Origin of the sequence: Nannocystis punicea (genome assembly GCF_026965555.1) — a bacterium.
Taxonomy (GTDB): Bacteria; Myxococcota_A; Polyangia; order Nannocystales; family Nannocystaceae; genus Nannocystis; species Nannocystis punicea.
On sequence record NZ_CP114040.1, the window covers coordinates 11155373 to 11168044 of the forward strand.

General features: G+C 72.8%; 4 protein-coding genes. 1 reads left to right on the forward strand and 3 read right to left on the reverse strand.

The genetic code is table 11. The features are described from left to right. Positions 1 to 3: 3 nt before the first annotated feature. Genes O0S08_RS42720 through O0S08_RS42730 form a run of 3 tightly spaced genes read right to left on the reverse strand, consistent with a single transcriptional unit; the run spans position 4 to position 11908 of the window. Entirely contained in the window at positions 4 to 1914 is a 1911-nt protein-coding gene (locus O0S08_RS42720; protein ID WP_269035286.1) for an SWIM zinc finger family protein, read from the reverse strand. Then, positions 1911 to 8633: a HEAT repeat domain-containing protein gene (locus tag O0S08_RS42725; protein ID WP_269035287.1), complete on the reverse strand. Its 6723-nt coding sequence runs from the start codon at positions 8631 to 8633 to the stop codon at positions 1911 to 1913. The genes O0S08_RS42720 and O0S08_RS42725 overlap by 4 nt, the downstream gene beginning before the upstream one ends. Then, positions 8633 to 11908: a BRCT domain-containing protein gene (locus tag O0S08_RS42730; RefSeq protein ID WP_269035288.1), complete on the reverse strand. Its 3276-nt coding sequence runs from the start codon at positions 11906 to 11908 to the stop codon at positions 8633 to 8635. The genes O0S08_RS42725 and O0S08_RS42730 overlap by 1 nt, the downstream gene beginning before the upstream one ends. A 219-nt stretch (positions 11909 to 12127) precedes the next feature. Here O0S08_RS42730 and O0S08_RS42735 point away from each other — a divergent pair, with 219 nt between their 5' ends. Next, positions 12128 to 12592 (forward strand): AgmX/PglI C-terminal domain-containing protein, encoded by a 465-nt coding sequence (locus tag O0S08_RS42735; RefSeq protein WP_269035289.1) that lies wholly within the window; start codon positions 12128 to 12130, stop codon positions 12590 to 12592. Positions 12593 to 12672: the final 80 nt, after the last annotated feature.

Here is a 12672-nt window from a genome sequence, read left to right on the forward strand (position 1 = left end):
GGTCTACCCCGCGCTCCCGTCGAGAAACCCGCGCGCCTCGAGGTCGTCGACGCGCTCGAAGAAGGCCGCTCGCGCCTCGGCGACCGAGCCGAACACGAAGCTCTGGACCCGCAGCTTGGCCGCGCCGCGCGGGCCCCAGCGGATCCGCAGGCGCTGGCGGTCGAGCGACAGCTGCACGATCTCCTCCGACTCACCCGTCGCCCCCGTCGCCACCGGCAAGCGGCGCGCGTAGGTGCGGGTCTCGAGCGTGATCGTCCCGCGCTCGGCCCCGCGGGCCTGCCGGCGGCGCTCCTCCTCCTGCGCCTGGGCGATCCGCAGCGCGATCAGGTGGGCGCACGGGCCCTCCTTCAGCTTGTGCTTGCGGTAGAACGCGCAGGTGCACTCGGCCCCGCGCACGCGGCCGTCGTCGTCGAGCGTCAGCTGCGGGCGGTAGTCGCGGCGGTCGGCGGTGACGGTGACCTTGCCGGTCAGCTCGAGGCCGACGCCGTAGATCCGGTTCTCGCTGGCGATCTTGACCGCGCCCTTGGCCACGAGGTCGTGCGCGACCTTCTCGCGGGCGTTGCGGTAGACGAGGCGACCGAGGTCGATCGCGCCGCCGAGCAGCGGGCGGAAGCGGTAGCGGTCCTGCGACAGGTCGTACATCACCTGGCCGTGCTGGCAGGCCAGCTGCAGCGCCGCGCGCACGTCGGCGATCGGCTTCTTGATCGCCTTCGCCAGCTCGTCCGCGCTCGCCACCCACACCTCGCCGAGCTTCTTCAGCACCGCCGACAGCGTGGCCGCGGCCTCGCTGCCGCGGTCGCGCGGGAGCAGCTGGTCGAAGCCGACCGCCTGCGACCAGTTGGCCGAGGTGAAGCCCGACAGGCCGAGGGTGAAGGTCACCGGCCCGGCGCGCAGGACGTAGAAGCTGGGCAGGCCCGAGCCGAGCAGGTGGATGTCGACGGTCTCGACGAACGGCAGCAGGCGGCGCAAGAGGCTGAGTCGCCGGCGGCCCCAGATCCGCACCAGCGCCGGTTGACGGCCGGTGAACGGCCCGGCGCTGGTGGCGATGACCAGCTCCCACGGCTCGAGCACCAGCCGCGGCGGCTCGCCGGGCACCAGCTCGACGCGGACGCCGCGGCCGCCCTGCTTCTTGTCGGCGTTGAGCCGCAGGTGACGCAGCACGTTGTAGAGGTCGATCGCGGCGATCCGCACCGCCGTGGTCGGCAGGGTCGCCGCCGCTTGCACCTGCAAGAACCCGCGCAGCCAGCTGTCGGGCAGCTGGATCGACTTCTCGATCACCGGCGGGCGCGCGGCGTCGCTGGCGACGCTGACGGCGTCCACGCCGATCGACAGCTTGGTCTCGCGGTAGCTGCGGATCCGCTGCACCCCGTCGAACAGCGCCTTGCTGTAGTCGACGTTGGTGGTGCCGTGCTGCAGGTCGCCGCTGCGGTCGACGGCCGACCAGTCGATCGCCATCTGCGCGTAGGCGCCCTCGTCCTTGCTGAACACCTCGAACAGCAGCTTGTCGGGGTGCACCGTGACGACCGGGTCGAGCACCACCCAGGCCGACGGGTCGTTGCGCGCCAGCCAGTCGAAGTAGGCCTGCTGGGCCTGCCACGCGCTCTGCCCGGCGGTCTGCTTCTTCAGCCGCTGGTAGGCGAGGTACGCGGTCCTGTCCTTCGGGACATAACGGAAGTCGGAGCTGACGACCTCGTACAGCGCCGACAACGCCTCGCGCACCAGCAGCGGCTGCTTGAGCAGGCCCTCGGCCCGCACCGGCGAGCGCTCGGTGTTGGCGAAGATCTGCAGCTTCGACGAGCTCTCGCCGGCCTCGAGCTGGCTGGCGCCGGCGTAACCGAGGCGGACCGGCGTCCGCGGGTCGGTGAGCTGCTCCTCGGGCTTGCCCGACTCCGGTTCCTTGGTCTCCTCGCTCACAGCGACACCTCCCAGCGGCTACGGCGTACCTTCGGCGACGCGGCGGCGGCCTTGATCCGCTTCGCGCGCCTCAGCGCGCGCCAGGCCGCCTTGCGCAGCTCTTCGTCTTCCTGCTCGTCGGCCCCGACCTTGCTCAGCGCGGCGAAGGCGGCGTCGTCGCCGATCTCGCCCAGCGCCTCGACCAGGCCCATGCGGGCCGTCTCGCTGACGCTCTTGTCGGCCAGCGCCTTGGCCAGGCCCTCCGCGTCGCCCTGTCTCACGAGCCAGGTCAGGACCACGCCCTGGCGGTGCACGTCGCCGGCGGCGCCGCGCAGCGCGGGCTTGGCCTTGTCTGTCCCGTGGGACAGCAGCCGCGCCAGCGGCTCGGCGTCGTCGAGCACCGTCGTGGCCAGCGGGGCCACGTCGCCCTTGCGCTGACCGAGGCCGGCGGCGGCCAGGGTGCGCAGCTCGCCGTCGCTGCCGCCCAGCACCGCCTTGAGCGCCTTCTCGCCGGCGGCGCCGCCTGCCCCCGCGGCCAGCTCGATGACGGCCTGGCGGCGGATCTTGCGGCCATGCGCGGCGTGGGCGGTGCCGTCGGCGGCGAGCGAGGCGGCGGCGACCAGCTCGTCACCGCCGACGTCGAGGCGGGCGCAGGCCCACAGCAGCGCGAGGTACGGCCCCTCGAGCTCGCCGAGGCGGTGCGACTCGCCGTGGACGAGGCGCCTGTACTCGACCAGCCAGGCCTCGCGGTAGGCCTTCGTCGCGGCGACCAGGGCGTCCTTGTGCTTGGCGGCCTTGGCCCCGGCGCGGCCGATCACCTGGGCCGCGACCATCGCCGTGCGCGGGTGCGCCAGCGACAGGTGCGGCGCCGCGGCGTCGATCGGCAGCGGGTCGCGGTTGGTGAGGATCTGGACCAGCGGACCCATGTAGAGGTCCTGCCGGCGCAGCTTCGGCAGCAGCGAGAACAGCCGGATCACGTCGCCGCGGTCGCGCAGGCGGTTCAGCAGCTCGCGCTCGAGCGGGGCGTGGTAGCTCAGGACCATCGCGTAGTCGGGCTCGAGCGAGTCGGGCCCGTGGTGCTTGCGCAGGCTGAACGCCAGCGCCTGGGCGACGGCGCTCTGCCGCTCCTCGGCGAGCCGCGTGGTCAGCAGGTCGGCGGTGGTCGGGTCGGCGCAGTGCTCGAGCAGCGCGGCGACGGTCTGGCGCACGCCGGGGTCGGCGTCCTCGACGCGGCCGCGGATCAGGTCCCAGGCCTCGCGGGTGCCGAAGTAGCGCAGGCCGATCAGGGCCCGGCGAGCGACGCCACCTGTCCCCTTGGCCAGGCGCGTGAGGATCCCGAAGATCCGCTGCGGCTGACCCGGCTGGGCCTCCGCGGCCTTGCCCATGTGCCCGAGCGCCTCGGCGGCCTCCTCCTGCAGCGCGTGGCCCTCGTCGGAGACCAGCCGCAGCAGGGTGTCGAGCGCGCGGATGTCGGCCAGGGCCCCGAGCGCCCGCACCGCCCGCCGCCGGATGTCGAGGTCGGGCTGCAGGTCGACGCTGGTGAGCAGCACGCTGCTGCCCTCGCCGCGCCCGCCGAGCGCCAGGCCCTCGGCGGCGAGGAAGGACACCAGCGGGTCGCTCGACTTGAGCGCCGCCAGCAGCGGCTCGGCCGGACCTGTCCTTTTGCGCAGGCGCCAGCCGAGCGCCTCGGTCGCCTTGCTGGCGATCTCCGGCTTCGGGTAGGTCCACAGCGGCGCGAGGCTGGCGTCGACCTCCTTGCCGCGGGCCCAGCGGAGGCCCGGCAGGACCGTCTGCAGCGTGCGGTCGTCGGACAGCCGGCGCGCGGCCTCGGCGATCTGGACCAGCACCGCGTCGTGACGCGGGAACTGCTTCGACTCCCAGTCGGCCACCCGCGGGCCGCTGCTCACGTCGTCGTCGTCGTCGTCGTCGTCATCGTCGCTGAAGTCGTTGCTGTCGTCGTCGTCGTCGTCGTCGTCGTCGAAGTCATCGTCGTCGTCGTCGTCGTCGTCGAGGCCGGCGTCGCGCAGGGACGACGGGCTCTGCGGGCCGGCGTCCTCGGGATCTTCGATGCGCTGGTCGTACCCGGAGATCACGAGCAGCGCGCCGAAGGCGGCGGCGCGGCGCTTGGGGTTGTCGACGTAGGCGAGGATCCGCGGGACCTCGGCGACCTGGCGGAAGCCGGCGGCGGCCTGCAGCAGGTTGTCGACGCGGGCGGTGCCGGCCGGGTCGCGGTCGATGCGGTCGAGGAACGCCTGGGCGGCGCGCCCGTCGCCGAGCCGCTGCAGCGCGCGGATCGCCTCGCTCTGCTCGTTGGCCTGGTCGGAGCGCAGCATCTCGACCAGCACGTCGAACGCGGCCGCGTCCTTGTGCGTCGCCAGCTGCAGCGCCGCGGCGAAGCGGACCGCGCGGTACTTCGAGGTCAGCGCGACCCGCAGCGCCTGGGCCGCGGCGCCCTTGCCCTCGGGCTCGTAGTTGGTCGCCAGGCCCTGCACGCCGGCCAGCCGCAGCTTCTCGGCGCGGGCCTGCAGCGACAGCGTGTGCACGTACACCCACGCGTCGCGCCTGGCCTTTTGGCCAGCCTCGCTCTCGGCCTCGGGCGAGCCGGGGCGGACCCCGCCTTCAGGCCCGGAGGGCCGTAAAGTACGCTTCTCGGCCAGCAGCTTGGCGGCCTCCTGCTCGAGACCGTCGTCGCGCTGCAGCAGCGTCTCCTCGAGCACCTTGAGCCCGGCCGCGGCGCCGCCCTCCTGCGACAGCAGGCCGAGGCCCCACGAGCCGGTGTCGCTCTGGCCGGTGGCCAGCGCCTCGGCGGCGAGGGTGGTGTTGTCGACGCCGAGGCCCTTGAGGCCGTCGAACGCCTGGCGGCGGATCGTGCCCTGGGCGTCGCCGAGCGCCGGCACCAGCACCGAGACGGCCGCCGCGACGTGCTCCGGAGCGCCGGGCTTCTGCGTCTTGTAGCCGGCCAGCGCCAGCACCCGCGACAGCGCGGTCTGGCGGATCCGCGTCTCCGCCGGGCCGCCGGGCAGGCGCGACAGCGCCGCGTAGGCGCCGAACACGATCTGCCGCAGCTCCTCCGGCGCGTAGGCCAGCTTGGCCGCGACCTTCTGGCTCGCCTGCTGCTTGGCCGCCGCCAGCGCGCGGTGGAACCGCTTGCTGAACACGGCCCACACGCGGTCGAGCGTCTCCTGCTTCTCCTCCTGCAGCGCCTCGAGCAGCCGCGCCGCCCGGACCTTGAGCTGCGGGTTGGAGCGGCTGTCACCGAAGGTCGCCAGCTCGGCCAGCGCGCGCACGTTGGCCTCGGGGAAGGTCCACTTGGCCCGGCCCTCGCCGCGGTCGTTGAACAGGTCGGTGACGAACTTCGAGAACGCCGGGTCGTCGCCGAAGCTCTCGAGCGCCTGCGCGGCGAGCAGGCGCACGCGCGGGTGGGCCGACGCCAGCGCGGCCAGGCAGCGGTCGGGTACGCCGTCGCCCTCGACCATCTCGCGCATCATCAGGAGCAGCAGCGCGCGGCTCTGGATCTTCTCGTCGCCGGAGTCGAGGAACGAGACCAGCAGGTCCTCGTTGCCGAGCGCGAGCGCGGCCAGCAGCGCCTGCGCCGGCGGCGGCGCGGCCTTGCCGGGGGTGAAGATCAGCGACGCGCCGGCCGGGTCGCCGATGAACGCCAGGCCGAGGGCCGCCTCGCTCTGGACCGCGGGGTCCGAGTGCTGCAGCGCGGCCTGCAGCGCGAACACTGCGTTGGCGTTGTCGGGCCGGGCCATCCACGACAGCGCGGTCGCGGCGGCGCGGCGGATCTGGGCCTCCTTGTGCTGCAGCAGCGGCAGCACCGCGTGGCTCGGGGTCGGGTCGCCGAGCTCGGCCAGGCCGCCGAGGGCGCGCACCACCCGGTCGAGCCACTTGGCCCGCAGCGCCGGCACCTCCGGCTCGGGCGCCTCGACCATCGCCTGCAGCGGCGCGCGCACCGAGCTGTCCCCGTGGACAGCCAGCGCGCAGGCGGCCCGCACGACCACGTCGGGGTACTTGCTGGTCAGCGCGGCCGGCAGCGCCTCCTCGCCCTCGCCGGTCAGCAGGGCGTCGACGGCCAGCTGGCGCACCGTCTCGTCGTCGTCGTCGATCGCCTTGACCAGCAGCTCGTGGGTGCCGGGCGCCTTGCGCTTGGCCAGCACCTTGACCGCCTCGACCCGCAGGTCGATCCACCGCCCGGCCAGCGCGACCGACAGCGGCTCGGCGCCGATGCCCTTGGTCCGCTTGAGCGCGAACTCGAAGGCGTCCTTGCGCAGGCTCGGGTCGGCGTCGGCGAGCAGCTCGAGCAGGAGCGGCCAGGCCCACGACTGGGAGATCTGGCCCATCACCTCGTTGAGCACCTCGCGGCGCACGTCGGCGTGGATGCTCTTGAGGACGAAGCGCAGGCTGCCCGCCCCGCCGCCGCCGACCTCGAGGCTCAGCGCGGCCTTGAAGGCCTCGCTGCGGACCGTCTTGCCGGCGTCGCCCAGGGCTCGCTCGAGCAGCGCGATCGCCTTCGGGTCCTCCTTCGTCTTGCCGGCCTTCTTGATCTGCTTGATCAGCAGGTCGAGGCCGCGCCGGCGCACGTCCTCGTGCTCGGCGAACAGGCCGGCCTCGGCGACCGCCAGCGGGCCGCCGTCCTCCAGCCCGGCGAGCGCGGTGAAGGCCGCGTCGCGCACGCTGGCGTCGCCGTCGCGCAGCATCAGCCGCAGCCGCGCCCCGCCGCGCGGGTCACCCAGCTCGGCCAGCGCCTTGCAGGTGTCGACCCGCACCGACGGCGTGCTCTCGCGGCTCAGCTGCAGCAAGGTGCCGAGCGCCCGCGCGTCCTGCAGCGAGGCCAGCGCGGCCGCGCCGGCCAGGCAGGTGTCGAGCGCGCGGCTCGCCATCGCCTCGAGCAGCGGCCGCTTGTCGGCCTCCTCGAGCTCCGACAGCGGGACCTGCTTCGGCTTCGGCAGCTCGTCCTCGACCTTGCCCTTGGAACCTGTCCCTTGGGACTTGCCCGAAGCGCCGGCGGCGGCCTCGGCGGCGGCCGCCTTGACCTCGTCGACCGGCGAGCGCGCGGTCTCGATGTCGTGCAGCTGGCGGTGCAGCTGCTTGTCGCGGCAGCGCAGCGCGGCGGCCAGCTTGGGCCGGGCCAGCAGGGAGATCAGGAACGCCGCCTGGCGCACGCCCGCGTCGGTGTCGGCGGAGAAGCGGCGCAGCGCCGCCTGGACCTCCGGCAGGCCGAGCATGCCGCGCTGGTAGAAGCGGATCAGCGCGGTGCGGCGGATGTCGGCCTGGGTCGCGCGCAGGGCGATGAGCTCGGCCTCGGGCGAGCTGGCGTCGTGCAGGTCCTCGAGCGCGGCCAGGGCGGCGACGCGGACCTCGCGGGGCTGGCCCGACAGCGCCGAGACCAGGCGGGTGAACGCGAGGTCGTCCTTGCGCGCGAGCCCGGTCAGCGCGGTGATCGTCGCGGTGCCGATGTCGCGCTTGCCGACGGCCAGCGCGAGGTCGAAGATCCGCAGCGAGTCGGCGCCCTCGAGCTTGAGCAGGCCGTTCAGCGCGGCCAGGCGGACGGCGTCCTCGCCGGCGCGCAGCAGCGGCTCGAGCAGCTTGATCGCCCGCGGGCTGCCCGACGCGCCGAGCAGCTCGGTCGCCAGCACCTTGAGGCCGTGGTCATCGTCGCTCGAGACCCGCTGCGCCAGAGTCTCGAGCGACTTGGCGTCGTTCCAGCCGGCCAGGGCGCGCAGCGCCACCTCGCGCAGCTTGGGGTCGCGGCGCTTGAGCTCGTACTCGGCCCACTGGTGCGCGCCGTAGTAGACCAGCTCGCGGTCGCCGAGCTTGCCCTCGGCGTCGATCGGGAACAGCCGCAGCGTGTTGTCGATGCACGCGGCGACCAGGTGGTCCTTGCCCTTGTACTGGCCGAGCGCGAGCGCCACGACCTTGGCCAGGCCCTCCTTCTGCGCGGCCGGCTTGCGCTGGCCGGCGCCGCGGACCCACGCCTTGATCTGCGAGTCGAGGCCCGAGGTGTAGAAGCGGTCGCCGCCGCCGTTGACGATCGCGGTCGTCTTGTCGCCGTGGCCGTTCTTGCCCGAGCGGTCCTCCGGGTCGAGGTCGCCGCGCACGTGGGTGAGCAGCAGCTTGTGGTCGACCGCGGCCGACATCACCCGCAGCTCGTCGGGCTCGAAGCACAGCGCAGTGACAGCGCCCTCGTGCAGCTTCTTCGACTCGCCGGCGTAGAACGCCTCCTTGTTCTCGCAGTCGAACACGCTGAGGGTGCCGCGGTCGCTGCCGACCACCAGCCACGTGCCCGACGGGTCGGAGGCGATCGTCGTCGCGAACTCGGCGAGCTCGATGCGCTGCAGCTCCTTGCCGTCCTTCTTGGCGAGGATGACGAGCTGTTTGCCGGCGACCACCGCGAGGCGGCCGTTCGCGGCCGGGGCGAGGGCGACCGGCGGCGGGTCGAACACCGGCCCGAGCGGCTTCGGCTCGCCCTTCTCGAGCCCGGCCTTGTAGACCTGGCCGTCGCTGCCGGCGACGAACACGTGGCCGTCGTCGGCCGCGAGCGCGACGCCGCCGGCCGGCAGGTCGCCGACCACCAGCTCGCCGGTGTCGAGGTTGAGCCGGTACAGCGCGGTCGCCTGGCCCTCGGGGTGGACCGCGGCGATGAGCAGCTGGACGCCGTGGGCGAGGATCGCCTTGAGGTCGCCGCGGATCTGCGTGTACTTGTCGTTCGTGAAGCGATCGGTGACGGGCGTCGACATCAGGCGGCCTCCGGCGAGAGCTTGAGGTCAGGGTGAGCGGCGCCGACGCGGGCGAGGGCGACCAGGCAGGCCGCGCGCTCGCTCGCGCCGCGCGAGCCCATGAATTCGACCAGCACCGGCCCCGCCAGCGCCGCGAACGTGGCGTCGGCCTCGGCCAGGTCGCGCATCGCCTCGACCAGCGCCAGCTTGGCCTTGCGCGCCGGCAGCGGCCGCAGCTTCCTGGCCTTCGGGGCATGTTCGACCGGCGTCGCCACGCCCTCGGCGTCGGCCTGCTTGGCCTCCGCGCTCGGCTTGGTCGGCGGGATCGTGAACAGCAGGCGGCGCATGAAGTCGCGCAGCGCCTCGCCCGGCGCCGGCAACCCGGCCGGCCGCGACGGCGCGCCCGGACCCTCGGGCGGCTCGATCTCCGCCTTCTTGGCCGTCGGCTTCGGACCCGGCGCGGCCTTCTGCGGCTCGGGCCGCGGCGTCGGCTTCCACCCGTCGGTGATGCCGCGGTCTCTGTAGAGGTGCCAGATCGTCCGCACCACGAAGGCGACCACGTGGCGGTCGGGGCTCTCGCTCAGGCGGAACAGCTCCTCGGGGATCGCCAGGCGAGCGTCACGCCGGACCAGGCCCATGCCGATCGCCCGCACCTCGGGGATCAGCGACTCGCAGAACGGGTAGACCGCGGCCGGCGTCAGCGTGGTCGGGTCGATGCGGAAGCGCTTGTTGTCGGCGTTGTCCTCGGCGAACAGGGCCTTGGCGATGAACTCGCGCACCTCGGCGTACGGCCCCTCGACCACGCCGAGCAGCTCGGACAGCGGCGGCGACCAGCGGGCCAGCTCCCAGCGCGCGAGGTCGAGGCCGAACTGCCGGATCGGCGCGCGGCTGTCGGTGAGCAGCGGCTTGACGCGGGCCCACGACAGGAACTCGGCCGGGATCTCCGCGCCCGGATCGACCGGACGATCGGTGAGCGCGAGGCTGATGTCGGGGTGGTGCCGGCGGATGTACTGGCGGGCGAAGTCGGCCTGCGGCGCGTCGGCCGGGCCGGGCCCGGTGGCCATCTCCCACAGCCGCTCGCAGCCGGCCTGCACCGAGTCGCCGCTGAAGCTGCGCTGCTCGCCGGCCAGCATCTGCAAGAACGCGGTCTCGGAGATGATCTTGATCGGCGCGCCCTTCTCGACCAGCTTCTCGGCCGCGACCTGCTTGCTGCCCTTGCGGCCCTGGCCGTACAGCGGCGAGCCGTCGTCGCCGATCACCAGGTAGTCGAGCTTCGCCGTCACGCTGCCGGCGTTCTTGCCCTTGGCGTTCGTGACCTTCTCCTCGGCGTCGTCGCGCTTCATCGTCGCCAGCTTGCCGGTGAAGAGGAAGGTCTTGCCGCCGAGGTCGATCGCCTTGCTCGCGCCCTTGGCCTCGGCCTTCGGCGCACTGGCTTCGCTGGACTTCGGCGCGAAGTCGGCGGGCACCAGCGCCTTCGTCATGTATTCGAGGGCGAAGTTGCGGTACTGCGGCTCGGGCCGCAGCGCCAGCTGCATCAGCCAGTCGAAGCCGAGCTGGCTCGGCCGGAACCGGCGCACGTCGCTGAGGAAGCCGAGCGCGGTGGCCGCGAGGCCCTCGTCGAAGTTGAGCTCGCGGGCCCACGGGCGGCCGCTGGCGATGAGCTCGGCGATCCACTTGTCCTCGGCCCACGTCGGCTGGAACGCGACCGCGCGCCAGAAGCCGGCGTCGATGTCCTCGGCCTTGATCTTCTCCTCGGAGATCCACTTCAGCAGGGTCTGGCGCGCGTACGGGTGCAGGACCATGCGCGCGAGGAAGTCCTTGCCGAGCTCCTCGCCGGGGAAGCGCGACAGCGCGTCGAGGGCGAAGTTGGTCGCGTTGGCGGAGATCCGCGGGTCGTCGAGCAGGTCGCGGAAGTACTCGGCGCCGAGCGACTTGTAGGTGTGGATCTTCGCCAGCAGGTCCGAGGCGAACGCGAACACCTTCTGCCGGCTGTCGAGCAGGCGGTCGGTGAACCACGCCGGCGTCAGCTCGCGCGCGCTGAAGTGCTTCCTCAGGGCGGCGACGGCGAGGTCGTGGCCGTGCTGCGTGCCGAGCAGGCGACCCCACGCGTCGAGGCCGATGTCCTTGCGCGGGTCACGGTCGCCGAGCAGGTCGGCGACCAGCTTGCGCACCTCGGCGTTGCTGTTGTTGGCCAGCAAGATCAGGCGGTCGAGCGCCAGGTCGCGGGCGTGGGTGCGGGCGTAGTTGGCCGCGTACGCGCGGGCCGAGTCGGCGCGCGAGTCGAGCAGCTGCAGCACCGGCTCGTGCAGGCCGAGCTCGCGGAAGCTGCCCTGGTCGAACTTCGGCACGTTCGACAGCAGCCAGATCACGAACTCGTCGACCGTCGCCGAGCCGACCGCGATCAGCCGCGCCGCCCACGGCGCCTCGACCTCGCGCAGGTTGGCGCGGAAGTCGGTCTTCAGCGCCTGCACCGCGAACTTGCGGACCTGCTCCGAGCGCGCCCGCTCGAGCAGCTGCAGCACCGGCCGCGGGGTCCGCCGCCACAGCTCGGCGAACGCCCGCTCGTTCAGCTGCGGCGCGCCCGAGCGGTACAGCTTGAAGTTGCGCCGCGTGTACTTCTTCGTCTCGTGATGGAGGATGTGGTTGTAGACCCACGTGTTCTGCCACGTGGTGCTGTCCTCGTAGTGGCGCAGCACCGCCGCCGCCGCGTCGACGTAGGCCGGCGCCGCGGCCTCGCCGAGGCGCCGCAGGAACCGCCACGCCCGCCGCACCAGGTAGCCGAGCGTGTGCCGCGAAATCTCGCCGACCTTGCGCTGCTTGGTCGCGTACGCGTGGTCGAAGCGGACCGCGAGCGCGCCGAGGATCTCGACGTCGCTCTTGGCCTCGGCCTCCTTGAAGATCTGCTTGAGCCCGCGCCACGGACCCCAGCGCAGCGGCACCTTCTGGATCACGTCGAGCAGCGCGGCCCGCTCGTAGGCGCCTTCGGAGCGCTTCCACAGATCCAGCAGCACCTCGTGCAGCTGCAGCCGCGGGGGCAGCGGAGTCTCGGCGTCCTTGGCCTCGAGCGCCCGCATGCTGTCGATGCGGTAGCGAGCCCGCTCCTGCGGCTTGGAGCGCACGAACTTCCAGCTCGTCAGGTGCTGGGTGAAGCTCGCAAAGGTCAGCGCGCCTTCTCGTGGCGGCTTGTCCGGCCGCGGGTCGGCCGCGTTGGCGAGGCTCACGATCAAGGTGGACAGGTCCGGGTCCCGGCTGTCCCACGCGCGGCGGATATCATCGAGGCTGAGTTCGAGGGCCATCGCCTGCTCCCGAGAGAGGGAGCCGGAGCATGCCGCGAAGGGCCGAGCGCTTTCAACTGTCAGCGTCGCGCCTCGGCTGTCCATTTGGACAGGTCAAACGCTCGACTTCGCGCCCCGCGATCGGGACATCCCCTTAAAGTCGCCTGGCTCGAGGGGCACATCCTTGCAGGTACAGATCGCGCCGAGATCCTCCCCTCGGGCCGTGATAAAAGCGTCGGCATGACGACCACCCGGACCTCGTGGACCCTCGCGCTCTCTCTCGCCACCCTCGTCGCCCTGCCGAGCTGCAAGAAGGAAGCGACGACGCCCCCCGACGGGTCCGCAGGCGGCGACGCGGCGGCCGGGAGCAACGACGGCGGCGGCGGCAACGGCGGCAACGAGGGCGCGAGCGAGGAGCCCCTGACCGCCGACTCGTTCGAGGAGGCGATGCAGGCCAGGCAGGGCGACGTCGCCGACTGCTTCGCCCAGGCGAAGGAGGCCAAGCCCGACCTCGCCGGCAAGCTCGCCCTCGACGTCACCGTCGCCGGCGACGGCTCGGTCTCCAGCATCAAGTTCACCGACACGAGCACGATCAAGGAGGCCAGCATCACCTCCTGCATCGAAGAGAAGGCCAAGGGCTGGAAGTTCAACAAGCCCAGCGACGGCAACCCGATGACCCTCGGCTACTCGCTCAACCTGTCGTAGACCGGGCGGTGAGACCGGGCGCGCGATCGCGCGTGAATTTTTAAACATTACCCAAAAGACATCCTCCTCGACATCGACCG